We start from the raw sequence: 24,997 nt of genomic DNA, 5'->3' as shown, positions 1-24,997 counted from the left end.
CCATCATGCTGCGCGACATCTCTCTCCAGAGCCTGTTCATGGGGCTCCTCACCGCCTTTGTCGGCTTTGCCAGTTCCTTCGCCGTCATCCTGCACGGACTGTCGGCCGTGGGTGCGACGGAAGCCGAGGCGGCATCCGGGCTGATGGCCCTGTCGGTCTCGATGGGCATCCTCGCGATCCTTTTGAGCGTCTGGACCCGCCTGCCCATCAGCATCGCCTGGTCGACGCCGGGCGCAGCCCTGATCGCCAGTTCCGGCGCGATCGCCGGCGGATTTCCGGCCGCCGCCGGCGGCTTCGTGCTCTGCGGCATCATGATCGTGATCGCCGGCCTCTGGCGCCCGCTCGGCCGACTTGTCGCCATGATCCCGGCACCGCTCGCAAACGCCATGCTCGCGGGCGTGCTCCTCTCGCTCTGCTTCGCTCCGGTGAAGGCGGTCGGCGCCGATCCCGCACTCGGCCTGCCGATCGTGTTGGCCTGGGCGATCGCCGGAACGTTCAACCGGCTGCTCGCGGTGCCGGCCGCCCTTCTCGCCTTCACCCTCGTCATCATCTTCGGCATCGACATTCCCCCGGGCACGATGAACCGCGTTGTCGCAACGCTTGTCCCGCAGCCGGTGTTCGTCATGCCGGTCTTCACCCTCGCAGGGCTCGTCTCCATCGCCCTGCCCCTGTTCGTCGTCACCATGGCGTCGCAGAACATTCCGGGCATCGCAGTGCTGAAAGTCCACGGCTACGCACCGGAGCCGGGCCCGCTCTTTGCCGCAACCGGCATCTTCTCCCTCTTCGCCGTCCCCTTCGGCGGTCACGCCGTCAACCTCGCGGCCATCACGGCGGCCATGTGTGCCGGCCCGGATTCGCACGCAGACCCCGCGCGGCGCTACTGGTCGGCCATCATCGCTGGCATTTTCTACATCGTCTTCGGGCTTCTCGCGGCCACCGTGACCCTGCTCGTCGGCTTGGCGCCGCCGGTGCTCATCCAGGCGGTGGCGGGCCTCGCACTGATCGGCGCCTTCGCGGCATCGGCGTCCGCCGCGTTCAAGGACGCGGAAAGCCGGGACGGCGCGGCCATTACCTTCCTCGTCACGGCGTCCGGCGTCAGCTTTGCCGGCATCTCCGGCGCCTTCTGGGGCATTGTCGCGGGCGGGCTCATGCTGTTCCTCGGCCATATCAGGTCCGGACGCGGTACGTCTTCGCGCCCCTCCTGAACTGCGTCCATCCGCCTGAAATCGTCAGGCGGCCGTCGCCTGGGGAAGGTGGACGATCTCGGCGTCCGCAGGTGGGGCGATCTCGGCGTCCGCAGGTGGGGCGATCTCGACGGCTGTCATCACGGCGGTCTTGATGTCGGACAGCGGCTGAGGCCTTCCGAACAGAAAGCCCTGAACCTGCAGACACCCCTCGCCGCGCAGGAAGGTCATGTGCTCCTCGGTCTCCACCCCTTCGGCAAGAACGGGAATATCGAGGCTGCGTGCCAGGATGATGGTCGAGCGCACGATCGCCTCGGCGGGCCGGCTGCGGCCGATGCCGTCAACGAAGCTGCGATCGATCTTGATCTTGTCGAACGGGAAGTTCTGCAGCGTCGATAGAGAGGAATAGCCGGTGCCGTAGTCGTCCATGGCGATCTTCACGCCCATGGCCTTCAACTGCCGGATGATGTGCAGGGCGTGCTGCTGGTCGCCGATGATACCGGTTTCGGTGATCTCGAGTTCGAGACGGTCGGCCGGAAGTCCTGTCTGAATAAGAATGTCGCGCACCCGGTGCGGCAGAGCCACGTCCGCCAGCTGGGCAGGGGCGACGTTGACGGCAATGCGCAGCGGCTGCGCCCAGGATGACGCTTCCCGGCAAGCGGTCTCCAGCACCCAGTCGCCGAGCGTCTGGATGAATCCCGTCCGCTCCGCCAGCGGAATGAACTCGGCGGGCGACACCATGCCCCGCGTCGGGTGACGCCAGCGCAGGAGAACCTCGTAGCCGATGATATCGCGGCTCAGCGTATCGTTCTGCGGCTGGTAGTAGAGTTCGAGTTCACCACGATCGATGGATTGATGAAGGTCGATCGACAGGAGGCTACGGTCGCGCGTGGCCGTATCCATGCTCGGCTTGTAGAACCGCACCGCGCCCGCGCCGTTGACCTTGGCCCGGTGCATGGCGAGATCCGCCTGCGCCACAAGGTCGATGGCGGTCTGGGCCGAACCGGGAAAGAGCGCGATACCGGAACTCGCCGTCACACGGAACGCCTGCCCTTCGAGATCCATCGGCAGGCTGACGGCGCTGAGGATCCGCTCCGCGAATTCCTTTGCATCGGCCTTCATGAAGAAGCAGTCTCGAACGGCCACGAACTCATCGCCGCCGACCCGCGCGAGAAATTCGCCCGGTTGCAGGATGACGGACACCCCTTCTGCAATTGCCCGCAACACGCGGTCGCCGACGGCCTGACCATGGGCATCGTTCACGTCCTTGAACCGGTTGATGCCGATGACCACCAGAGCCAGACGCTCCGTATCGTCGCGCGGCTGCCGCATCGCTTCGCCGACATGCTCGTGAAGCGCCTGCCGGTTCGGCAAACCGGTCAAGGCATCGTGCGACGAGAGATGACGGTAGCGTTCCGCGGCGATCTGGCTGGAGTTCAGGTCGATCACATAGGCGGAGGCGCCGAGCGCCATCATGACGGTCATGATCAGAAGGACCATTGCGGCCAGCACGCTCTCCTCCACCGCCATTGCAGGGATCGAGATCGTAGGGTCCGGGGAAACCGTCATACCCGTCATCGCCGTGAAATGCAGCGAGAGGATCGCAAGGATGAGGCCGGCGGCACCGCCATATTTGCAGAAACGGGTGACCGGCCGCGCAATGCGGTTGGTGGCAACGGCACCGAAGCCGACGGACAGCACGACGGCCGCAATCGTCAGCACCGTGTCCCACGTCTTGACGCCCGCAACGAGCAGTGCAGCCATCCCAACATAGTGCATGGAGACGATACCCAGCCCGACGATGCCGCCGCCGACCTCGATGGTGGCGCCGGTCTGCCGCCCGGCGGTGACGGCAAAGCCGAACAGCGTGAAGCCGACCGCGATGGCCAGCGACCACAGCGTCGTCAGCGGATCATAAGCGTGATCGAGCGGCATCCGGTAGCTGAGCATCGCGATGAAATGCGTCGACCAGATCGTCGAGCCGCCGATGCATCCCGAAAGAAACAGCCAGTTCAGCTTCTGGACGCCTTGCGTCCGCCGCACGCGGGCGTAAAGCCGCATCGTCAGGACGGAGCCGAGAACGCAGACGACGAGCGCCGCCACCAGCAGAGGATATGCATGGTCGTTCGTCACGCAGGTAATAAATGTCAGCATGAAACACCTATGAGAGACGGCCCACACCTGACATGCCCTCCCCCCTCAGGCCGTTAATACTCCGACCCGTTCTCTTGAAACGGTTAGCGACCTCTGAACGGCCGCGGAGCGCGAAGCATTGCAATTCCGGGCGTTCTCCGTTATGGACGCGCGTCCGCGCAGACACCCTTGGAGGCAAACGCGGATGAGGCCTCAAAACCTCAATTCGCAAGGCCATTGCGCCCTGCGAATGCTTCACAACAAGAAAGGTACTGCCATGAGCAACGCAACTTACGAGCTCAAGGCCGAAACGCGCGAACGGGTTGGTAAGGGGTCCTCCCGTGAACTTCGCCGCAACGGTCTTATTCCTGCTGTCATCTACGGTGACAAGCAGACACCGATTTCCATCGCCCTGTCCACGAAGGAAGTCACACGTCACATCCATGCCGGCGGTTTCATGACCACGGTTGCCACGATCGACGTCAACGGCGAGAAGATCCAGGTCCTCCCGAAGGACTACCAGCTCGATCCGGTGCGCGATTTCACCATGCATGTCGACTTCCTGCGCGTGTCGAAGAACAGCGTCGTCACCGTCGAAGTGCCGGTTCACTTCGAAAATGAAGACAAGTCCGCTGCCATCAAGAATGGCGGCGTTCTGAACATCGTCCGTCACACGATCGAACTGGTCGTTCCCGCGAACGCGATCCCGGAAGCCATCACCGTCGACCTCAGCGGCCTTTCCAAGATCGGCGACGGCATCCACATCTCGGACATCACGCTGCCCGAGAACGCCACGCTGACGATCATCGACCGTGACTTCACGGTTGCTACGATCGCTGCTCCGGACGTCCTGACGGCCGAAGAAGAAGAAGGTACACCGGCTGGCGAAGCTGCCGGTGATGCTGCGAGCGAAGGTAACGCTGAGTAAACCTTAACTCCGGTTAAGTTTACGAGCACCACTGCCTCATCGAAAGGCCCGTCTGCACCCCGCAGGCGGGCCTTTTTGTATTCCGTCCGGACTCCATCGCTTCAATAACATTTAATGCTTTTATGATCATGTTGCCGCAGGTCGTGCGGCGTGCTTCATCATGCTGCACTGTGCAGGGAACGGGCGATGGCGCAGGCGTTTTTAGGGGCAGCACAATGATGCATTCTGTGGAACATCGCTTCGTCGCGATCGTCTGCGGCGCCATGCTGGTGTTCGTCGCGCCGCTGATCGTCCTCTTCCTCTACCTTTCCTCCGGACGCATCGAGCGCGAGCATCTTGCCAATGCCGAGGTCATGCTGGATGCCGGATCGAAAGCTCTGGCAAAACCGCTCTGGGACTTCGATACGGAAGCCATGAACCAGATCGCGCGTGCGCTCGCCGCCGACGGGAACATTGCCTTCGTCAAGGTCACCGGCACGTCGGCCGGCCTCTCGGCAGCCTATCCCGCCACGGACAACGAAACCGCGGCGCCGCATTCGGTCCTGTCACGCGACATCGTCTATTACGCCCCGACGGGCAGGAAGTCCGTGGGAACGGTCGAGCTGCACGTGCGGACCGACGGCCTCCTGACCCGCTTCGGCAATGACGAACTCGTCATCTTCTCCATTCTCATCGTCGCCATCGCGGTGGTGTTCATCGCCGCCATCGTCGGCAACCGCATCACCGTCATCCGCCCGCTCCTGCGCCTGACCGCCGCCATCGAGATGAGCCGCCTGTTCGGGTCGCGCCAGAGGGTGGAATGGGAATCGGACGACGAGATGGGCGCGCTCGTGCTCAAGTTCAACGAGATGCAGAGCCGTCTGGAAAACGAGCAGAACGCCCTTCGCCGTGCCCATGCCCGCTCCACCGAGATCTACAACCTGACCCCGGCCATGCTGTTCTCGATCGATCTGGAAGACAGGATCGTCGCCGTCAGCAATTTCTGGCTGAGCAAGACGGGCTATGGGCGGGAAGCCGTCATCGACCGCCTGTTTTCGGACCTCATCGAACCTTCGGCCCACGCGGCCTATCGCGAACGCCGCATCGCCGCCGGCCTTCAGAGCACCTGCGAGGTCACCGTCCCCTTCGTGAAGGCGAACGGCGAGACGATGACCGTGCTGATCCAGGAAACCATGACGCTCGGCCACGGCCAGACCGAGGACGCCGCCCTCGCCGTCATGACCGATATCACCGCGCTGAAGCAGGCCGAAAGCCGCAATCACGTGCAGGCCACGACGGACCATCTGACTGGCCTCCTGAACCGTCAGGGCTTCGAGGCGGCACTGGATGCGGGCATTCGCAAGGCCGACGAGCGGTCGGGCGAACTCGCCTGCGTCTTCATCGATCTCGATCGCTTCAAATGGATCAACGATAATTTCGGCCACGCTGTCGGAGACGAAGTCCTGCGGCAGGTCGTGTCCCGTATTCGCGCCAACCTGCGGCCGGAAGACACGATGTCGCGCATCGGTGGCGACGAGTTCGCCATCCTCATCAACGGCGAGAATGTCGAGACGCTGGCAAGCGATATCGGCGACGACATCTGTGCAGGTCTTGCCGAACCGATCATTGTGCGCGGCACCGAACTGTCGGTCAGCTGCAGCATCGGCATCGCGCTCTACCCGATCCATGCCGAAAACGCCTCGGATCTCCTGCTGAAATCCGACATCGCCATGTATGCGCGCAAGCACGGCGGCAAGAACGGCAAGCAGATGTTCGACACCTCCATGCTCGACGCCGCACGCGAACGCCACGAGATCGCCCAGTATATCGAGGCCGGCCTGCGCGAGGACTGGTTCGAGGCCTATCTCCAGCCGATCGTCGGCATGAGCGATGGCCGCATCGTTGGCTTCGAAGCGCTGATGCGACTGAACCATCCGGAAAAGGGCATTCTCGCCCCCGCCCGCATCATCGGCATCGCCGAGGAAACCGGCACGATCGGCCGTATCGGCGAGCGCATTCTGGAGAAAGCCATCGGCCATCTCGCCGTCATCTCGCGTCTGGAAGGCACCGGCGAGACCTATCTCGCGGTCAACTTCTCGCCGATGCAGTTCGAGACCACTCTGCCCCACAAACTCGCGGCGCTGCTTCTGAAGAACCACATCGCACCGAGCCGCATCGTGATCGAAATCACGGAAGCCGTCCTTATGCTCGACAGCCCGGATGTTCATGCCGTGCTGAAGCAGCTCGGCGAATTCGGCTGCCGGATCGCACTCGACGATTTCGGCACCGGCTATTCGTCGCTCAGCTACCTCAACCGCTTCCCCGTCGATATCGTCAAGGTGGACCAGTCCTTCACGCGGTCGCTGACGGCCGATGAGGTGGACGTCCGCCGGAAGAGCCGCATGCTCATCAAAGGCATCCGCACCATCTCCAACCAGATGGGATACGACACGGTTGCCGAGGGCATCGAGACGCTCGAGGACTGGGAGCTTCTAAAGAAGCTCGGCATCGACTATGGCCAAGGCTACTTCTTCAGCAAGCCGATGCCGATCGGCGAGATGCTGAAAATGCTGGAAAGCAACTCGGAAGCCAAGGCGACGACGGCCTGAACGGACCACACCAGGACAGCCGCCCTCGCGAGGGCAACAAGGAATGACGGCAGGCATGCAGCGAATGAGATCATGGCAGGCACGGGGTTTGACGGTATCGAGCGTGGTCCTTCTGGGCCTCCTTCTCCCGAATACCCCGACGCTTGCGCAAACGTCCGAAGCGCCTGAGGGCCTCCGTACGCTAACGATGCTGACGGAGGAATATCCCCCCTTCGCATTCACGCAGGACGGCGAGATCACGGGCTCCTCGGTGGATCAGGTTCGCCGCATCATGGCCGAAGTCCATCCCGACTACACGCTCGACATCGTTCCCTGGGCCCGCGCGATCGCGACGGCGGAAACCGACCCCGCGACCTGCGTCTTCACGACGACACTGTTGCCGGAACGCGCTGAGCGCTTCAAATGGGTGTCGCCGCTGAATATCGATACCCTCATGCTGATCGGCCGCACCGGCGGCAAAGCCCGCCCCCACTCGATCGAGGCCGCCAAGGCTTTCACCGTCGCCGTTCACAAGGACGACAGCGGTGAACTCTTCGCTCTCGCCCAGGGATTTCCACACCTCGACACCGCGCCGAGCATCGACCTCTCCCTGAAGAAACTTCTGGCCGGCCGCGTCGATCTCGTGCTGCTGACCCGCAAGACCTTCGATGAGTTGCGGGGACAGGGCCAGCCGCTCGAAGCCATCCTCGACGTGGAAACGGCACGCTCGGGCATCGCCTGCAACAAGGCCGTGCCGGACCGGACCATCGCCGACATGCAGGCGGTACTGGACCGCCTGATCGCCGATGGCACCCAGGCCGAGATGGAGCGTCGCTACAAAAATTCGCCGAAATAGAGCTGTCCCGACGCCTCCGCATCGCGAACCGGCTTGACACGGACGGCCCTGCGCGGTGCAAGACATCGGCTTAACACCATGCGTCGGCAAGAGCGGCCATGCACCCGAACCGGCGACCGACCCGAGACGAAACATGCTGATCTTTGCAGGACTGGGCAATCCGGGCCCGAAATATGCGGGAAACCGCCACAATATCGGCTTCATGGCCCTCGACGCGATCCATCGCCGTCATGCCTTCTCCCCGTGGTCGAAGAAGTTCAAGGCCGAGATTGCAGAAGGCGACCTCGGCGGCGAGCGCGTACTGTTGATGAAGCCCCAAACCTTCATGAATCTCTCGGGCGAATCCGTCGGCGAGGCTATGCGCTTCTACAAGGTTCCCGTCGGCAGCGTCGTCGCCATCTATGACGAGCTTGATCTGGTGCCCGGCAAGGCCCGGCTGAAGACGGGCGGCGGCCATGGAGGACATAACGGCATCAAGTCCATGGACGCCCATTGCGGCCGCGAATACCGTCGCCTCCGCCTCGGCATCGGCCATCCCGGTAACAAGGAACTGGTGGAGCGCCACGTTCTCGGCGATTTCGCCAAGGCCGACCGGATCTGGCTGGACCCGCTGCTGGAAGCGCTGGCGGACAATGCGGACATGCTGGCCAAGGGCGAGGATTCGCAGCTGATGAACAAGCTCGCGCTCGCCACCGGCAGCCCACCACCGGCCGAGCCGGCGCAGAAGGGAAAGCCCGCCGGCCAGTCCCATATCCGCGCGGCGCGCAATCATGCCCAGCCGAAGATCCTGCCAACGACCGGCCCAATGGCGGACATGCTGAAGAAGCTGTTCGGCAACAAGGACGATTAATCAGCCCGCAGCGGTCAAGGCCGCCGCGATGACCCGATCAGTCTTCCGGCTCGGTGGTCAGCATCATCGGAAATCCGGCTTCCTTGGCAAGATCCGTCGCTTCCTTCGCCTTGGTCTCCGCGATATCGCGCGCACAGACCAGAAGGACACAGGAGCCCATCTTGTGGGCGGTCAGCATCATCCTGTAGCCGGTCTCCTCGCTCATCCGGAAGACGATCTTCAGCACCATGATGACGAAGTCACGCGGCGTATAGTCGTCATTCAGGAGAATGATCTTGTAGAGCTTCGGCCGATCGAGCTTCGGCTTGGTCACGGTCTTCGGCGTGGTGGTGGTATCATCGCTCATGGGCAAGTGCCTTCTGACGGAAAGGCCCGGGTGCAGGCATGCCGCTATATCACATCGGATAAAGCTGGTTTCAAGCACGGCCGAGCAGATTCACCGCCCGGCCACTCCGTCGAATGATGGCAGCGGCGCGTTTGTCGAAGGTGGCAAACACCTGACCGCCCAGCCTCCGCCCATCACGTTCGATAACGCCATCGGCAAAGTCGCCGCCGCTTGAAAGAAAGGACATACCTGCATGAACGGTTTCGCTGTCCGTGACGATCCCTTGCGTTTCCGTCAATGCTTGGATGATCTCGATCACCTCTGAACGGCTCTTTTTGTAGAGGCGACGCAGAACCCAATCCAGCTCGCAAAGGGCATGTATAGTGAGCACGACAGAATCCGAACGCAGCACCGCCTGCGCCTGACGACTTTCCTCGGGATCATCGACAATCAGCACCCGCAGAAGAATATTGGTGTCGACAACGATACTCAGTCGTCTGCCTCCCCTGCATACCCCGCCGCGATTGCCTCATTGATCTCTTCGACCGTGTAGGTCCGTCCAGTGGTGTTTTTGACCATCCCGAACAGGCTCTCGATCGGCCGCGTCTTGCCAATCACGCGCAGCGATGCCCGGCGGCTCGGCATCAAGTCGATATCCACCTCGTCTCCGGGGCCGATGCCGAGATGCTCGAGCACTTCCTTCTTGAGGGTGATCTGCCCTTCTGCCGAGACTTTAAGCCGTACCATCGCACCTGTCCTTTCCATTGTTCGATGGTAACACAGACAGCAGAAGCGACAAGGCGCGCAAGCGCTCGGACCTGCCGACGGCAGCCCACCCCTTGACCCCTTAGCCGCTTTCGCCCATAGGCACCGCATTGCAAAACGAGAAGAGACGGGTCGTTACGCCATGGGTTTCAAATGCGGTATCGTCGGTCTGCCGAATGTCGGCAAGTCCACGCTGTTCAACGCGCTGACGAAGACGGCGCAGGCGCAGGCGGCCAATTATCCCTTCTGCACCATCGAGCCGAACACGGGTGAAGTCGCCGTGCCGGATCCGCGGATGCGCAAGCTGGCCGATATCGCCAAGTCCAAGGAGCTCATTCCGACCCGCATCGCCTTCGTCGACATCGCCGGCCTCGTGCGCGGCGCGTCGAAAGGTGAAGGCCTCGGCAACCAGTTTCTCGCCAACATCCGCGAAGTCGATGCCGTGGTGCATGTGCTGCGCTGCTTCGAGGACGACGACATCACCCATGTCGAGGGCAAGATCGACCCGGTTGCGGACGCCGACACGATCGAGACCGAGCTGATGCTCGCCGACCTCGAGAGCCTGGAGCGCCGCACGGAGCAGACCCGCAAGCGGGCAAGTTCCAAGGACAAGGAATCGGTTGCCGCCCTGCCGATCATGGATGCGTCGCTGAAGCTCCTGAACGAAGGCAAGCCGGTCCGCACGCTGCTGTCCACGTTGAACGCCGAGGAACTGCTGATACTCAAGGGTCTGAACCTCCTGACCTCGCACCCCGTCCTCTACGTCTGCAACGTCGCCGAGGCCGATGCGGTCGACGGCAATGCCCATACGCGTGCCGTCGAGGCGATGGCCAAGGCGCAAGGGGCGGAAACCGTGGTCATCTCCGCCGCCATCGAATCGGAAGTCGCACAGCTGCCGGAAGAAGAGTCGCGGGAATTTCTCGAAGCGCTGGGGCTGAGCGAAGCGGGTCTCGACCGTCTCATTCGCGCCGGCTACAAGCTGCTCGACCTGATCACCTACTTCACGGTCGGCCCGAAGGAAACGCGCGCCTGGACCATCGAGCGCGGCATCAAGGCGCCAGCCGCAGCCGGCGTCATCCATTCCGATTTCGAACGCGGCTTCATCCGCGCCAACACCATCGCCTTCGACGACTACATTCAGTTTGGCGGCGAAAGCGGCGCAAAGGAAGCCGGTAAGGCGCGCGACGAAGGCAAGGAATATGTCGTGCAGGACGGCGACGTCATCCACTTCCGCTTCAACACCTAATCGCTGACAAGCGGCGGCAAGAATAAAACGGCCTCAGGCATCTCCTCTTCGGACATGCCTGAGGCCGTTCTCGTCAGTGACCGGAAAATTCGACCAGCGTGCGAACCTCGACGCCGAGCGCTTCGAGCTTCTTGCGGCCGCCGAGATCGGGAAGGTCGATGACGAAGCAGGCGGCGACGATGTCGGCGCCCATCTGTTTCAGGAGCTTGCAGGCCCCTTCCGCCGTGCCGCCCGTGGCGATCAGGTCGTCGATGACGATGACCTTCTCCCCCGGCGTGATGGCATCGCGATGCATTTCCATCTCGTCCACGCCATACTCGAGGCTGTAGGCGATGCGCACCGTATCGTGCGGCAGCTTGCCCTTCTTGCGGATGGGCACGAAACCGGAAGACAGCTGATGCGCCACGGCACCGCCGAGGATGAAGCCGCGCGCCTCGATGCCGGCGACCTTGTCGATCTTGGTGCCGGCATAGGGATACACGAGTTCGTCGATCGAGCGACGAAACGCTCGGGGATTGCCGAGAAGTGTGGTGATGTCGCGAAAGAGAATGCCGGGCTTCGGGTAATTCTCGATGGTGCGGATGGCGGCGGCAAGCTCGCTCTGTAGGGAAGACGTCATGAAAACGGAAGGCCTCGCAAAGGTCTGTTACCGCCAACCTTTAGCACCGGACCCCGCCCGGCCCTACAGCATTTTTCGCGAAAATGGCATCCCGCAAGGAAACGGTCCGGCCGTCAGCCGGACCGTTCAATGGTGTCGATCAGTCGGCTGAAGCGGGGTTCTTCTGCAGGTTTTCCTGCACCTTGCGCGCCACGGTCGGGTCGGATTGCGCAGCGGTGATGATCGTCTTGTAGTCGTTCAGCGACATGCCGGGAGAGGTTTCCACGGCCTTGATCATCTGCTGGTTGGCCTCGTTCTGCAGCTTCTGCTTGGCCGCCGCATCGGTCGTGGTGCCGATCTTCTGGGTATAATCCTGCCGCACCTTATCGACCTGAAGATAGGCGACGGCAAAGGCCTTCAGCTTCTCGTCGGTGAGCGCCGCTTGGGGAATTTGAGCCTGAGGTGCTGGAACCTGAGAGGCTCCAGCTTGTGGCGTGCGTGGTTGTGTCGCCTGCGGCTCGGCCGCACCCTGCGCGAAGGCCGGCGACTGGACGACGAGGATACCGAGGAGTGCAGCCGTCAACGATGCGACGGGGGTGGAGGCAGCCTTGGTACGGAGTGTCGTGGGGCGGTTGTTCATGAAGTGTCCTTCCGTGTTTCCGGGAAGCAATGTGCGTCCGTTGCGTTTCTCAGCCCGCGCACCTTCTGACCGGTTCACCCGGCGAGAATGTGACGATAAGCCGATTTCTGGAACCATCCGTCCATCTCGTGGGTTTGCCTCAGCCGCCATCCGAGAGGTTAAGCGGCAGGAGGAAATGGAAGAGGAAGAGATGAGACTGTTTGAATGTGGCGCGCTGGTGCCGGGATGCGACTGGCATACCCGGGCCGACAACGACGCGGAAATCGTGAGGCGCACGGTCGAGCACTTGCGACAAGCCCACGGTGAAGACGTGATCCGCGAAACGATGATCGACAACATCAAGTCGCGTATAGCGGATGAAACGAAGGCAGCCTGAACGAATAAGATGAAAGCCGCAGGCATCCGGCCTGCGGCTTTTGTTCGTGTCCGAGCTCAGCGCGCCGGGCGCACGTCCGTCACCCGCGCGAGCAGGCTTTCCCGGCTTTCGCGAAAACCGGAGGCGATCCAGGCCTCTTCAAGGTCTGCCAGCGTTGCCCCCATGGCAGGCCCCGGCGAGATGCCAGCCGCAATAAGATCACTACCGCTCACCGGAAACGCCGGCTTCCGCCAGGCCGTCGCCCGGTCGAGCAACCGCCCAAGACGTCCCACCACGGCCGTCGCATCGCCGTCGCCTTCCGCCTTCTGGCGTGCGGAAGCAAGTGCCAGCTTCAGACGGAACACCACACCACCGGGGCCTTGCCGATACAGCATCCGGTCGAGCGCCGCCTCGGCCATGCCGTCCTTGATCGGACCTGCCAGAGCGAATGCCTGCAGGGCAGCGCCTTCCGCTTTGGAGAAACGCAGGCGCACAGCCATCGCCTCCAACCTGTCGGCGTCCGGAGGAACCATGGCTGCCAGCCGCAGCAACGGATCGACCGGCCACCCCAGGGCCTGCTCGGTCGCCACGAGACCGGGAATGGCGTCGATGCCCCATTTCTCGCTTTCCGGCAGGATTTCGGTGAGCACCCCAGAGGTCCGCATCCACAACAGCGCCCGACCGGGATCCTTCGCGGACAGCAGCTTCTTCAGCTCCGCCCAGACCCGCTCCGCCGAGAGCGTTGAAAGCTTCGATTTTGCCTGTGCCGAGGCCCGCAAGCCATCCGCATCCGGCCGGAAAGAGCCGTACCAGGCGAAGAACCGGAAGAAGCGGAGAATACGCAGATAGTCTTCCGCCACCCGTTCCGCCGCCGGACCGATGAAGCGAACCATGCCCCGTTCGATATCAGCGATACCGCCCACAAGGTCGATGACCTCGCCGGATGCCGTCGCGTAGAGCGCGTTCATCGTCAGGTCCCGCCGCGCCGCATCCACCGCCCAGTCCGTCCCGAACGCGACCTCGGCGTGGCGGCCATCGGTGGAGACGTCGCGGCGCAGCGTCGTGACCTCGAAGGGCGCGCCATCAACGACCAGCGTGACAGTGCCATGCGCGATGCCGGTCGGCACCACCTTGATGCCCGCCGCCTGTGCCCGCGCCGTCACCACATCCGGCGTCAACGTCGTCGCCAGATCAACCTCGTTGACCACGGCACCCATGAGCGCGTTGCGCACCGCACCGCCGACGACGCGAACCTCGCCGCCATCCGCATTCAAGAGGTCGAAGACGCGGCGAAGCGCCGGCGCCTGAAACCAGGGTTGATCCGTGACGGAGAGTGCGGCAGGTGTCATGCGTAGAGCCTTTCATACAGCATCCGGACGATGCCCGCCGTGATGCCCCAGATCCGATGCCCCTCATAGGGCATGGCGTAATAATGGCGTGTCGAGCCTTTCCACATGCCGCTGTCGACGGTGTGGTTGTCGGGATTCATCAGGAAGGACAGCGGCACTTCGAAGGATGCCGCGACCTCAGCCGGGTTCAGGGACAGCGTGTAGCCGGGACGGACGATGCCCAGCACCGGCGTGATCCGGAAGCCGGAAAGCGCCATGTAATGCGGCAACCGCGCGACAGGCTCGATGAAAGCGCGATCGAGGCCGATCTCCTCCTCGGTTTCCCGGAGCGCCGCGTCCTCGACCGATCGGTCTTCGGGATCGACCGAACCACCGGGAAAGGCGATCTGCCCGGAATGCTTGCGCAAGGTCGCTGTCCGCTCGGTGAAGATCACCCTCGCATCGGCACCGTCGTCCACCACGGGCACCAGCACGGCGGCGTCTTTCAGCGACAGGGTCTCGATGTAAGGCACGACATCGGGATTGAGCAGGATGTCGGCGTGATCGCGCCAGGCAAGATCGATCGGCCCGCCGGTCTGCGATGCCGCGCGGCTCCGGAAGGCCGTGGCGGAGAAATCGGTGTTGAAGGCATCCGTCATGGCAGCGTCATCGTCCAGCCCGCGATCATTCGGCGAGAGCTGCCAGCGTTTCCGCCGGCATCATCGGGAACACGGCGCCACCGGAGCGCACGGCGAAGGTCGGCACGCCATCGATATCGATCTCCTCGCCAAGCGCTGCGAGATCGTACATCACGGCCCGCGACACCAGCGCCTCCAGCCTACCCCGCACATGCAAGTAAGGCTTCATCTCGGCATGCTCGCCGGCGATCTCGAAGCGCAGAGGGTGCTCCGGCCCCGCTTCCACGACATCCCCCACATTGGTCCGAAACGACAGGACGGGCTCGCCATCGCGATGCGTCACCGTCATTTCCACCGCGAGGAAAGGCGCATCCACCACGCGGATACCGACCTTCTCGACCGGCGTCACCAGATAGGTCTTGCCATCCTCGTCCTTGCGCAGAACGGTGGAAAACAGACGAACGAGCGCCGGCCGGCCGATGGGCGTGCCCATGTAGAACCAGGTTCCGTCAGAGCGGATCTCCATGTCGAGATCGCCGCAGAAGGGCGGGTTCCAGCGTTCCACGGGCGGCACGCCGCGCGGCGCGGCACCCTCGATGGTAACGGCCTGTCCCGCCGCGCGGGCGATCATCGCTGCGAGACCGGCAGCATCGCTTTTGTCATCCGTTTTCGCAGCTGCCATCGTTCCGTCCCGTTTGCCCGTGATCGTGCGGCATGAAGTGATCTTGCGTTCTATCAGAATGAGCTTCACGAGATAGTGCGCCTCGCGTGGCTTGTCAGCCTGAAGGTGATAGCTAGTTTGAAATGGAACACGGAACAGGCGCGGATGCGATTCGAATTCCCGTTCGGATCAGGGTCATCCAGGGCGCCGGGCGAGCGGAGAGTTAAGCGATGGGACTGATGAACACGGCGAACGCCGCGCTCGACGACAAGGCGATCGTGGCCGCAGCCGAAAAGGCACTGGCCGACATCGCGGTCATCCGCACGGAAGTCGGCAAGGTGATCTTCGGCCAGGAAAGCGTGGTCGAGCAGACATTGCTTGCCGTGCTCTCCGGTGGTCATGCGCTGCTCGTCGGCGTGCCCGGCCTTGCGAAGACCAAGCTCGTGACCACGCTCGGCACCGTGCTCGGCCTTGACAGCAATCGCGTGCAGTTCACACCCGACCTGATGCCGTCCGATATTCTCGGCTCCGAAGTGATGGACCAGGACGAGACGGGACGCCGCTCGTTCCGCTTCGTGCCGGGCCCGATCTTCACCCAGCTGCTGATGGCCGATGAGATCAATCGCGCGAGCCCGCGCACCCAGTCCGCGCTGCTGCAGGCCATGCAGGAATATCACGTGACCGTCGCCGGGCAGCGCAACGACCTGCCGCGCCCCTTCCACGTGCTCGCCACCCAGAACCCGCTGGAGCAGGAAGGCACCTATCCGCTGCCGGAAGCCCAGCTCGACCGCTTCCTGATGCAGGTGGATGTCGATTACCCCGAGCTTGCCGCCGAACGCCGCATTCTGCTGGAGACCACAGGCACGCAGGAGAGCAGCGTCAAGGCGGTGCTGGACGCGCCGAAGCTGATGGGCATCCAGAACCTCATTCGTCAGATGCCGGTGAGCGAAACCGTGGTCGATGCGATCTTGGACCTGGTGCGCTCCGCCCGCCCAGGCCATGGCAATGCCGATACCGACCGTCATGTGGCCTGGGGCCCCGGCCCGCGCGCCGGCCAATCGCTGATGCTGACCGCCCGCGCCCGCGCGCTCTACGACGGCCGGCTCGCGCCCTCGATCGACGATATCGCAGCGCTCGCCGAACCCGTTTTGCAGCACCGCATGGCGCTGACATTTGCCGCCCGCGCGGAGGGCATGTCGGTGCGCGACGTCATCGCCGGCCTCGTCAAGACGCTCAAGGCCTGACCGGATGGTGAACGCCGTCGGGCACATCGTCGATCGCACGCCCTCGGGCGAGGTCCTGTCCCGCGCCCAGAGCCGGGCCGCGCTGGTGCCGGACTGCATGGTCGAAGCCCGCCGCATCGCCAATACCGTCATTTCCGGCTGGCACGGGCGCCGTCGGCGCGGCATCGGCGAGAATTTCTGGCAGTTCCGGCCCTATTCCGATGGCGAGAGCCTGTCGCGCATCGACTGGCGCCGCTCCGCCCGAGACGATCATACCTATGTTCGTGACCGGGAATGGGAGGCTGCCCACACGATCTGGCTCTGGGCCGACCTGTCGCCGTCGATGATGTACAAGTCCCGTTTCGGCGCGGTGTCGAAGGAAAGCCGCGCGCTCGTGCTCATGCTGGCGCTGGCCGAAATCCTCGCCCGCTCGGGCGAGCGCATCGGCTGCCCCGGCGTGATGGAACCGGTGTCCGCGCGCAATGCGGCCGAGCGCTTGGCGACCGCGCTGATGCACAGCGACCTCTCCTCCGGACTGCCGGCCACCGGTATGATCCGCGGCTGGAGCGATCTGGTGCTGATCGGCGACTTTCTCGACCCCGCCCCCGCGATCATGGAACGCCTCGGGCCACTCGGCCGACGCGGCATGCGCGGTCACGTCATCGAAGTCGCCGACCCTGCCGAGGAAACCTTCCCCTACGCCGGACGGACCGAATTCACCGATCCCGAAACGGGTGAAAAGCTGACCGCCGGCCGCGCCGAAATTCTGGCCGAGGACTATCGCCGCGCCTATTTCGCGCGCCGCGACAGCCTGGGGCAAGGCCTGCGCCACATGGGCTGGACCTTCATTCCCCACCGCACCGACCATCTCGCTTCCGAAGCCCTCGTTTCCGTTCACATGCACCTGTCCGGCATGCCTGGACGCGCCACGCATGGGGGCCAGCTATGAGCGTCCTGCCCTTCGTCTTTTCCAGCCCGTTGATGCTCGCAGCGCTGGTCGCACTGCCCGCGATCTGGTGGCTGCTGCGGCTGACGCCGCCCAAGCCCGTGACTGAGGTTTTCCCGCCGCTGCGCATTCTTGCGAGCGTGCTGAAACGCGAGGAGACACCCTCCAAAAGCCCGTGGTGGCTGACGGCCTTGCGGATGCTCATGGCGGCGCTGATCATCCTCGCCATCGCCGATCCGGTGGTCAATCCGCGTGTCGGCACGCTGTCGTCTTCAGGGCCGCTGGCGTTGGTCATCGACAATGGCTGGGCGACGGCAAACGACTGGGAGCGCCGCGTGCGCACAGCAGACGCGCTGATCACGGAAGCCGAATCCGCCGACGTCCCCGTCTCCATCGTCTTTTCCGCAGACCGCGAGAATGACGGTGTGCCCGGCACCGCCACCGCCGCCCGCACCCGGCTGGCCGCCGCCGCCCCACGCCCGCTTCGCCCGAACCGCACCGAGACCGTTGCGGCTCTGCGCACCGGGCTCGATGGCACGCGCCCAGGCACGCTCGCCTTCATCAGCGACGGCATCGCGTCGGGCGACGACACCGTCATGCGCGACCTTGCATCCCTGTCTCCGCAAAACCTGCGGCTGATCGAGGGTGATGGCGGCGATGCGATCGCGCTGACGGGCGCCGTCAACGAGGCCGATGCCATGCGCATCACCGCGACCCGGCTTGAGAGCGCGGCCCCCCGCACCGTGGCGCTCACCGCCTTCGATACACGCGGCCGGGCCATCTCGAACGGCAGCATCATCTTCCCAGCGGGTGAAGCCACTGCCTCGGGTACGCTGACGGCGCCGTTCGAACTGCGCAACGATTTCGCGCGCATCGGCATCGACGGCCTGGCCACTGCGGGCAGCACCTACCTGCTGGACGACGGCTTCCGCCGCCGCCGCGTGGCGCTTCTCTCCGGCGAGGCACGCGACCAGTCCCAGCCGCTTCTGTCGCCGCTCTACTACATCAACCGTGCGCTGGCGCCCTATGCCGACCTCGTCCAACCAACGGAAACCGACCTTGCCGTCGCGCTGCCGCAGCTTCTCGAACAGAAGCCGTCGATGGTCATTATGGCCGATATCGGCCGCCTGCCGGAGGATACGACGCCGGCCATGACGCGCTGGATCCAGAACGGCGGTACGCTGGTGCGTTTCGCCGGCCCGCGCCTTGCCGCTGCACCGGCCGATGACCCGCTCGTGCCGGTGCGCCTGCGCCAGGGCGAACGCGCGCTCGGCGGCACCCTCTCCTGGTCGGAACCCCAGCCGCTGGCGCCCTACCCGGCCACCAGCCCCTTCGCCGGCATGCCGCGCCCGGAAGGCATCACCGTCAACCGGCAGGTGCTGGCCGAACCCACCGCCGACCTCTCGCAGCGCACCTGGGCAAGCCTTGCCGACGGCACGCCGCTCGTCACCACGCGCACGCTGGGCGCCGGCCGCATCGTTCTCTTCCATGTCAGCGCAGAGGCAACATGGTCGAACCTGCCGATCTCCGGCGACTTCGTGGAGATGCTACGCCGCGTCGTGCAGCTGTCGCGCAGCGGCGGCGTCACCAGCGAAGGCGGTGCTGCGGCGCAGGCCCTGCCGCCCTACCGCCTGATGAATGCCGATGGCACGCTGGTGACCGAGACGGGCGGCGCGCGTCCGCTGGAGATCGCGGCCGGCGTCACGCCCGTGGCCGACGTGGAGCATCCTCCCGGCCTCTACGGTTCCGAGGAAGGCTTCGTTGCGCTCAATCTCCTGCCCCAGGATGCGACCCTGCGTCCGATCGAAAGCACGGATCTGCCGATGCCCTACACCAGCGAAGCCCTGATCGGCAGCGAGGCCTGGTCGATGAAACCGGCTCTCTTCACCGCTGCTCTGGTTCTCCTGCTCGTGGATACGCTGATCGTTCTCTTCATGGCCGGCACGTTCGCGCGCACCAACCGCCTGCGCACGGCAACCGCCATGCTGGCCATCGGTTTCGTCGCTCTCGGCGTGAACGCTCTCGCGCCCCAGCTAGCGCAGGCTCAAGCCATTCCGCCGACACAAGCAGCACCCACGCAAGGCCCATTCGACGATACCCGCCCCGGCGACGAAGAAATTCTCGGCCATCTCGACAACACGCATCTGGCCTATGTCGTCACCGGAGAAAGCGAGGTCGATCGTATCTCCGAGCGCGGGCTTGCCGGCCTCACCGAGTTCCTGACCTATCGCACGACGCTGGAGCCCGGCGCGCCTGTCGGCCTCGATATCTCAAAGGACGAACTGTCTTTCTACTCGCTGATCTACTGGCCGATTTCCGCCAACGCCGAAATGCCGAGCCCTGCCGCCATCAGCCGGATCGACGCCTATATGCGCGCCGGCGGTACCGTGCTCTTCGACACGCGCGACCAGCTCTCCTCCCTTTCGGCGGCCTCCGGCACGAGCCCGAACACCGAGCGCCTGCAGGCAATCCTGGCGGATCTCGACATTCCCCCACTGGAACCCGTGCCAACCGACAATGTGCTGACCAAGTCGTTCTACCTGCTCACCTCCTTCCCCGGCCGCTATACCGGCAGCCCGCTGTGGATCGAGGCGCAGCCGCAGAGCACAAGCGAGCAATCGGAGCGCCCTGCCCGCTCGGGCGACGGCGTCTCGCCGATCATGATCACAGGCAATGACCTGGCGGGCGCCTGGGCGACCGACGACAATGGCGCGCCGCTGCTGCCGACCGTGCCGCCGGACGAGATGCAGCGCGAATATGCGTTCCGCTCGGGCGTCAACATCATGATGTACATGCTCACCGGCAACTACAAGGCCGATCAGGTCCATATCCCGGCGCTGCTCGAACGGCTCGGCCAGTGAAGGCCCATCAATGACCATCGACTTTTCGCCTCTCATTCCCCAGGCCGTGCTGATCGCCTTGTCGATCCTCGCTGCCCTTCTTGTCGCGTTGTCACTGTGGCGCGGCGTTCGCGGCGCTGTGCTCCGCGCGCTGGCACTGGCCGCGCTCTGCCTTGCGCTGGCCAACCCCGTCTTCTTTCAGGAAGAACGCGAGCCGCTCTCCACCATCGTCGCCGTGGTGGTCGATCGCAGCCAGAGCCAGGATGTGGGACAAGGCGCGGCCAACCGGCGTGCCATGACCGATCAGGCGCTCGCGACGCTGAAAGAGCGCCTTGCGCGCTTCCCGCAGATCGAGCCGCGCATCGTGGAAGCCGCCGACGATGCCGACACCGAAACGCCATCGACGCGCCTGTTCTCGGCTCTCTCGAACGTGCTGTCCGACGTGCCCCCGGCCCGCGTCGGCGGTGCCATCTTCATCACCGACGGGCAAATTCACGACGTGCCCGACATCAACCAGCCGCTCGGCTTCGATGCGCCGATCCATGGCCTCATCACGGGCCAGCCCGACGAGTTCGACCGCCGCATCGAGGTCATCAGCGGCCCCCGCTTCGGCATCGTCGGCGAGGAACAGGCCGTCACTTTCCGCGTTATCGACGACGGCCGTACGCCTGCCGGCACGGCCGAAGTCACGGTCAGCCTCAACGGCCAGCAGATCGCCACGCAGCAGGCCGAACCGGGCACCGATATTCCGTTCCGCTTCACCGTTCCGCGCGGCGGCAACAACATTCTGGAGTTCGCCGTGGCGCCGCTTGCCGGCGAGGTGACCGAGGCGAACAACCGCGCCGTTCACGTTCTCGACGGCATCCGCGAGAACCTGCGCGTGCTCCTCGTGTCCGGCGAACCGCACTCCGGCGAGCGCGCCTGGCGCAACCTGCTCAAGTCCGACGCATCGGTCGATCTGGTGCATTTCACCATTCTGCGTCCCCCGGAAAAGCAGGACGGCACGCCGATCAACGAGCTGTCGCTGATCGCCTTCCCCACGCGCGAACTGTTCATCGAGAAGATCAACGAGTTCGACCTGATTATCTTCGACCGCTACCAGCATCGCGGCGTACTGCCGATCATCTATTACGACAACATCGCGCAATATGTCGAAAACGGCGGCGCGCTGCTGATTGCCGCCGGCCCGGAACATGCGGGTGCCGACTCGATCGCCACCACGCCTCTGTCCGCCGTCCTTCCCGCGAGCCCCACCGGCCAGATGAACGACAAGGCCTTCTTCCCGCGACTGACCGACGAGGGCCGGAAGCATCCGGTGACACGTGGGCTCGAGGGCGCCAATAGCGAGCCGCCGCATTGGGGCCGCTGGTTCCGCACCGTCGATGTCGATCCACCTGAGGGACAGACGATCATGCAGGGCGCCGACAACAAGCCCCTGCTGGTGCTGAACCGCGTCGGCAAGGGCCGCGTCGCCATGTTGCTATCCGATCAAGGCTGGCTCTGGGCGCGCGGCTTCGAGGGCGGCGGCCCCAGCGTATCGCTCTATCGCCGCATGGCCCACTGGCTGATGCAGGAACCTGCTTTGGAAGAGGAAGCGCTGACGGCACGCGCCAGCGGCCGGACGCTCGAGGTCACCCGCCAGACCATTGCCGGAGATCCCGGCCCCGCGCGCCTCACACTGCCCTCGGGCGGAACGCAGGACGTCACCCTGACCGAACGCGAGCCCGGGCTCTACCGCGCGGATGTACGCACCGGCGAAACCGGCCTGTTTGAGGTGGCCAATGGCGACCTGACGACGCTCGTCCATGTCGGCAGCGTGGACGCGCCGGAGTTCAAGGCAACGGTCTCGACGGAGGATATGCTGGCGCCCTGGGCGGAGAAGACGAAGGGGCTCGTCCACCGCGTGGCCGATGCCTCCGGCACCATCGACCTACCCGCCATCCTGCCCGTTCGCGGTCCGGTTCGCGTCGCCGATGCCAATCGGATGTCGCTGCGCATGACCGATGAAACCGTGCTGAAGGGCGTCAACTCGCTGCCGCTCTTCGCCGGCTTCCTCGGCCTCGCCGCGCTGCTCCTCGTCCTCTCCAGCACTTGGTATCGCGAAGGCCGCTAGCTCTTGGGACTGGTGCCGTCGATGAAAGCGATCACAGCGGCGGCATAGCCTGCCGGGTCCTGATAGATGGCTTTATGGCCGACATCCCTGAGCAGAAGGAACCGGGCGCCGGGGATCGTGCGGGCGATATATTCGGAATGCGCACGGCTGACCGCTTCGTCATGATCCCCGAGAGCGATCAGGGTAGGCACGCGGATGCTCTTCAGGTCAGCTTCGGAATAATGAGGCTCGGTCTCCCAGAGCTTGGCGATGGCCTCCCGAAACGCAGGATAGTCGTCGGGCGTCGAGGAGAGACGGCGATAGTCCGTCTCGTCACGATTGCCGTCGGACTGGTGCAGTGAGAAGCGCGGTTGGGGAAGAAGGCCGTCCGGCGAGACGTTGGCCGCCTGTGCGAAGAGTTTCGTCAGCCGTCCCGGATGATGCAGGGCGATGTCGAGCCCGATGATGCCGCCATCGCTCCAGCCGACGAGCGCCGTCCGCTCGATCTTCAGCGTGTCCAGCAGCGCGATATAATCCTCGGCCATGAGATGATAGGTGAAGGGCGCATCCGTGCGGGTGGAATGGCCATGCCCCCGGCTGTCGGCGATGATGACCTCGTGGGTCTTGGCAAGAATCGGCACTTGGAAACCCCAGACATCGGCGCTTCCCATACCGCCATGAACAAGCAGGATCGGCGACCCCTTCCCCTTACCGTAGACCGCATAGTACATGCGGATCCCGTTGACGGCGGCAAAGCCGCTTTCATCGGCGCGCGGCAGCGGCGGCGGCGGGTTGAAGCGGTACCACCGCTCGTCGCCCGCGACGCCGAGGTAGCCGAGCGCAAAGACGATGAACGCGAGCACGAGACCCTTGAGACCGGACATGAACGCGCACCCTGGCTTCGTCCGGCACGGGATCCGGACACGCCCCGACACTACGCAGACGATATTGAGGAACGCTTACGCCGAGCCCGACAATTGGCGCGATCAGCCGCGCCAGCGAATTTCGCCGGCAAGCCGCGCATGGATGTCGGCGCCGATCGGAACCACCAGAACCCGCGCCATATCGACCGGGCCGGGAAACGCCAGCGCACCGCGGGAGACGGGCTCGAAGCCGAGCGGCTGGTAATAGGCAGCATCGCCGACGAGGATCACGGCCTCCGAGCCCTTCCGCCGGGCGGCCTCCACGGCGATCCGCACCAGTTCCCGTCCGATTCCCCTGTTCTTGTGGGAAGGCCGCACAGCCAGGGGCCCCAGCAGATGGGCGGCGACAGGACCGGCCGAAACGGGCGTCATCCGGACGGAACCGATCGTCTCTCCATCGTCGGCGCAGATGAAGGACAGTGAGCGATCATGCGGCCCCTGCTCGCGGATGCGGGCAGCGGCGCGCGCAAACCGGCCGGGGCCGAAAGCTTCCTCATTGATCAGTTCGATAGCGGCGGCGTGGGAGGCATCTTCCGTCAGATAGACGAGGTCGTGCTTGTGCATGAACATAGGGAAACCCGATTGGCGAACGAAACATGGGGAACGGCAACGCGCGACCGCGCATGCCCGAAAGCATGGTCATCAGCGTCGTCGAGGGTTTCCTGCAAAATGCATGTTCACGTCTTTCAAGAAAAAGCTGGTGCGCCGATAGCAGAAAAAAAATGCATCACCAAGTGAAAACGCATCGTTCACTGCGACAGGCCTGTCCGGACATTGCCGGTCTCCTATCTTGTGTGGCATCGAAGACACTGGAAAAGACAACGAGGAAACCGATCCATGGGCATGCTGGTCGAGGGCATCTGGCACGACGTCTGGTACGACACCGCAGCGACCAAGGGGCATTTCAAGCGCTCCGAATCGCAGTTCCGCAACTGGGTGACGGCCGATGGCAGCGCGGGTCCCACAGGCGAAGCCGGCTTCAAGGCCGAAGCCGGACGCTACCACCTCTATGTCTCGCTCGCCTGTCCCTGGGCCCACCGCACGCTGATCTTCCGTGCGCTGAAGGGTCTGGAGGACCTGATCTCGGTGTCCGTCGTCGATTACCTCATGCTGTCGAAGGGCTGGGAGTTCAAGGACGGCCCGGGCGATACGCAGGACCATCTCTTCGGCGCAAAGGCGCTTTCCGAAATCTACGTCCGTGCCGATCCGACATATTCCGGCCGCGTCACCGTTCCCGTCCTGTGGGACAAGACGCAGAACAAGCTTGTCTCTAACGAATCCGCCGACATCATCCGCATGCTCAACGCCGCCTTCGACGGGCTGACCGGCTCGACGCTCGACCTCTACCCGGCCGACCTGCGCAACGAGATCGACGCGCTCAACGCCCGCATCTACGATACCGTCAACAACGGCGTCTACAAGGCCGGCTTTGCGACCACGCAGGAGGCCTATGCGGAGAGCGTCACGGCGATCTTCGAAACGCTCGACGATCTCGAAGAGCGGCTGTCGACCCGGCGCTATCTCCTCGGCGATCGCGTGACCGAAGCCGACTGGCGGTTGTTCACGACACTGGTGCGGTTCGATCCGGTCTATGTCGGCCACTTCAAATGCAACATCCGCCGCATCGCCGACTATCCCAACCTGCAGGGCTACCTGAAGGATCTCTACCAGACCCCCGGTGTCGCCGGCACGGTGGATATGCACCACATCAAACATCACTATTACGGGAGCCACAAGACTATCAACCCGACCGGCATCGTGCCGGAAGGTCCCCGTCTCGACCTCGACAGCCCACATGGCCGGGAACGCCTGGCAGCGGCCTGATCGCCTGTGCCGGTCAAGATTGTGGCAAAAGGGTGCCGCGGCGGTTAGCTTTTGCGAGGATATGCGCTAGGTAGA

General features: G+C 64.1%; 23 protein-coding genes. 12 read left to right on the top strand and 11 right to left on the bottom strand.

The window, feature by feature from the left end; genetic code table 11:
- The first annotated feature begins 5 nt into the window (after nucleotides 1–5).
- Nucleotides 6–1,205 carry a benzoate/H(+) symporter BenE family transporter gene (locus tag C8J33_RS01440; protein WP_132662815.1) on the top strand — a complete coding sequence of 400 codons (1,200 nt, stop codon included), beginning with the start codon at nucleotides 6–8 and terminating at the stop codon, nucleotides 1,203–1,205.
- A 24-nt stretch (nucleotides 1,206–1,229) separates the two neighbouring features.
- On the opposite strand, the gene C8J33_RS01435 is transcribed toward C8J33_RS01440, so the two are convergent.
- Complete coding sequence (locus C8J33_RS01435; RefSeq protein ID WP_132662814.1) at nucleotides 1,230–3,338, bottom strand: putative bifunctional diguanylate cyclase/phosphodiesterase; 2,109 nt, start codon at nucleotides 3,336–3,338, stop codon at nucleotides 1,230–1,232.
- Between the two features lie 256 nt (nucleotides 3,339–3,594).
- On the opposite strand from C8J33_RS01435, the gene C8J33_RS01430 reads away from it, so the two are divergent.
- The 4 genes from C8J33_RS01430 to pth all read left to right on the top strand — a co-directional run bounded on the left by C8J33_RS01430 (nucleotide 3,595) and on the right by pth (nucleotide 8,518).
- Nucleotides 3,595–4,245 (top strand): 50S ribosomal protein L25/general stress protein Ctc, encoded by a 651-nt coding sequence (locus C8J33_RS01430; protein ID WP_132662813.1) that lies wholly within the window; start codon nucleotides 3,595–3,597, stop codon nucleotides 4,243–4,245.
- A 215-nt stretch (nucleotides 4,246–4,460) separates the two neighbouring features.
- Nucleotides 4,461–6,833: a putative bifunctional diguanylate cyclase/phosphodiesterase gene (locus C8J33_RS01425; RefSeq protein ID WP_132662812.1), complete on the top strand. Its 2,373-nt coding sequence runs from the start codon at nucleotides 4,461–4,463 to the stop codon at nucleotides 6,831–6,833.
- Nucleotides 6,834–6,888: 55 nt separating this feature from the next.
- Nucleotides 6,889–7,668 carry a transporter substrate-binding domain-containing protein gene (locus C8J33_RS01420; RefSeq protein ID WP_165929704.1) on the top strand — a complete coding sequence of 260 codons (780 nt, stop codon included), beginning with the start codon at nucleotides 6,889–6,891 and terminating at the stop codon, nucleotides 7,666–7,668.
- Between the two features lie 133 nt (nucleotides 7,669–7,801).
- On the top strand, nucleotides 7,802–8,518 hold the full coding sequence (gene pth, locus C8J33_RS01415; protein WP_132662809.1) for an aminoacyl-tRNA hydrolase: 717 nt from the start codon (nucleotides 7,802–7,804) through the stop codon (nucleotides 8,516–8,518).
- A gap of 37 nt (nucleotides 8,519–8,555) precedes the next feature.
- Here pth and clpS read toward each other — a convergent pair whose 3' ends face one another.
- The 3 genes from clpS to C8J33_RS01400 form a co-directional block, all read right to left on the bottom strand.
- The gene (clpS, locus tag C8J33_RS01410) at nucleotides 8,556–8,864 is read right to left on the bottom strand and encodes an ATP-dependent Clp protease adapter ClpS (RefSeq protein WP_110799338.1); all 309 of its coding nucleotides are present in this window, start codon (nucleotides 8,862–8,864) and stop codon (nucleotides 8,556–8,558) included.
- 70 nt (nucleotides 8,865–8,934) lie between these two features.
- The gene (locus C8J33_RS01405; RefSeq protein ID WP_281024614.1) at nucleotides 8,935–9,330 is read right to left on the bottom strand and encodes a type II toxin-antitoxin system VapC family toxin; all 396 of its coding nucleotides are present in this window, start codon (nucleotides 9,328–9,330) and stop codon (nucleotides 8,935–8,937) included.
- A 2-nt stretch (nucleotides 9,331–9,332) separates the two neighbouring features.
- Nucleotides 9,333–9,590, bottom strand: coding sequence for an AbrB/MazE/SpoVT family DNA-binding domain-containing protein (locus C8J33_RS01400; RefSeq protein ID WP_110728335.1), 258 nt, complete (start codon nucleotides 9,588–9,590; stop codon nucleotides 9,333–9,335).
- A gap of 160 nt (nucleotides 9,591–9,750) precedes the next feature.
- Here C8J33_RS01400 and ychF point away from each other — a divergent pair, with 160 nt between their 5' ends.
- Nucleotides 9,751–10,854: a redox-regulated ATPase YchF gene (ychF, locus tag C8J33_RS01395; RefSeq protein WP_110733914.1), complete on the top strand. Its 1,104-nt coding sequence runs from the start codon at nucleotides 9,751–9,753 to the stop codon at nucleotides 10,852–10,854.
- Between the two features lie 73 nt (nucleotides 10,855–10,927).
- Here the strand turns inward: ychF and C8J33_RS01390 are convergent, their stop codons facing one another.
- Nucleotides 10,928–11,473: an adenine phosphoribosyltransferase gene (locus C8J33_RS01390; protein WP_132447653.1), complete on the bottom strand. Its 546-nt coding sequence runs from the start codon at nucleotides 11,471–11,473 to the stop codon at nucleotides 10,928–10,930.
- A gap of 139 nt (nucleotides 11,474–11,612) precedes the next feature.
- On the bottom strand, nucleotides 11,613–12,092 hold the full coding sequence (locus C8J33_RS01385) for a DUF4168 domain-containing protein (RefSeq protein ID WP_110799341.1): 480 nt from the start codon (nucleotides 12,090–12,092) through the stop codon (nucleotides 11,613–11,615).
- Between the two features lie 190 nt (nucleotides 12,093–12,282).
- On the opposite strand from C8J33_RS01385, the gene C8J33_RS01380 reads away from it, so the two are divergent.
- On the top strand, nucleotides 12,283–12,468 hold the full coding sequence (locus tag C8J33_RS01380; RefSeq protein ID WP_092934694.1) for a DUF1059 domain-containing protein: 186 nt from the start codon (nucleotides 12,283–12,285) through the stop codon (nucleotides 12,466–12,468).
- A 56-nt stretch (nucleotides 12,469–12,524) separates the two neighbouring features.
- Here the strand turns inward: C8J33_RS01380 and C8J33_RS01375 are convergent, their stop codons facing one another.
- The 3 genes from C8J33_RS01375 to C8J33_RS01365 are packed head-to-tail and all read right to left on the bottom strand — an operon-like array spanning nucleotide 12,525 to nucleotide 15,095.
- Nucleotides 12,525–13,796, bottom strand: a complete 1,272-nt coding sequence (locus tag C8J33_RS01375; protein ID WP_132662807.1) for a CCA tRNA nucleotidyltransferase — start codon at nucleotides 13,794–13,796, stop codon at nucleotides 12,525–12,527.
- Nucleotides 13,793–14,434 carry a CoA pyrophosphatase gene (locus C8J33_RS01370; RefSeq protein WP_132662805.1) on the bottom strand — a complete coding sequence of 214 codons (642 nt, stop codon included), beginning with the start codon at nucleotides 14,432–14,434 and terminating at the stop codon, nucleotides 13,793–13,795. Before C8J33_RS01370 ends, C8J33_RS01375 begins: the two co-directional genes overlap by 4 nt.
- A 25-nt stretch (nucleotides 14,435–14,459) precedes the next feature.
- Nucleotides 14,460–15,095, bottom strand: coding sequence for a DUF1285 domain-containing protein (locus tag C8J33_RS01365; protein WP_132662804.1), 636 nt, complete (start codon nucleotides 15,093–15,095; stop codon nucleotides 14,460–14,462).
- Between the two features lie 209 nt (nucleotides 15,096–15,304).
- Between C8J33_RS01365 and C8J33_RS01360 the strand changes: the two genes are divergently transcribed.
- Genes C8J33_RS01360 through C8J33_RS01345 form a run of 4 tightly spaced genes read left to right on the top strand, consistent with a single transcriptional unit; the run spans nucleotide 15,305 to nucleotide 22,196 of the window.
- On the top strand, nucleotides 15,305–16,318 hold the full coding sequence (locus tag C8J33_RS01360; protein WP_110799344.1) for an AAA family ATPase: 1,014 nt from the start codon (nucleotides 15,305–15,307) through the stop codon (nucleotides 16,316–16,318).
- A gap of 4 nt (nucleotides 16,319–16,322) precedes the next feature.
- Nucleotides 16,323–17,246 (top strand): DUF58 domain-containing protein, encoded by a 924-nt coding sequence (locus C8J33_RS01355; RefSeq protein WP_165929702.1) that lies wholly within the window; start codon nucleotides 16,323–16,325, stop codon nucleotides 17,244–17,246.
- Nucleotides 17,243–20,104 carry a DUF4159 domain-containing protein gene (locus C8J33_RS01350; protein ID WP_132662803.1) on the top strand — a complete coding sequence of 954 codons (2,862 nt, stop codon included), beginning with the start codon at nucleotides 17,243–17,245 and terminating at the stop codon, nucleotides 20,102–20,104. Before C8J33_RS01355 ends, C8J33_RS01350 begins: the two co-directional genes overlap by 4 nt.
- Nucleotides 20,105–20,114: 10 nt before the next feature.
- On the top strand, nucleotides 20,115–22,196 hold the full coding sequence (locus C8J33_RS01345) for a hypothetical protein (protein ID WP_132662802.1): 2,082 nt from the start codon (nucleotides 20,115–20,117) through the stop codon (nucleotides 22,194–22,196).
- Here the strand turns inward: C8J33_RS01345 and C8J33_RS01340 are convergent.
- Nucleotides 22,193–23,059, bottom strand: a complete 867-nt coding sequence (locus C8J33_RS01340; RefSeq protein WP_132662801.1) for an alpha/beta fold hydrolase — start codon at nucleotides 23,057–23,059, stop codon at nucleotides 22,193–22,195. The genes C8J33_RS01345 and C8J33_RS01340 overlap by 4 nt on opposite strands.
- A gap of 102 nt (nucleotides 23,060–23,161) precedes the next feature.
- Nucleotides 23,162–23,662, bottom strand: coding sequence for a GNAT family N-acetyltransferase (locus C8J33_RS01335; RefSeq protein ID WP_132447959.1), 501 nt, complete (start codon nucleotides 23,660–23,662; stop codon nucleotides 23,162–23,164).
- Between the two features lie 273 nt (nucleotides 23,663–23,935).
- On the opposite strand from C8J33_RS01335, the gene C8J33_RS01330 reads away from it, so the two are divergent.
- Nucleotides 23,936–24,922 carry a glutathione S-transferase family protein gene (locus tag C8J33_RS01330; protein ID WP_132662799.1) on the top strand — a complete coding sequence of 329 codons (987 nt, stop codon included), beginning with the start codon at nucleotides 23,936–23,938 and terminating at the stop codon, nucleotides 24,920–24,922.
- Nucleotides 24,923–24,997: the final 75 nt, after the last annotated feature.

This window comes from Rhizobium sp. PP-CC-3G-465 (assembly GCF_004343445.1).
In the GTDB taxonomy this organism is placed as follows: domain Bacteria; phylum Pseudomonadota; class Alphaproteobacteria; order Rhizobiales; family Rhizobiaceae; genus Ferranicluibacter; species Ferranicluibacter rubi.
Note: the sequence above shows the minus strand (reverse complement) of the source record. Positions and strands in the feature narration are given on the sequence as shown.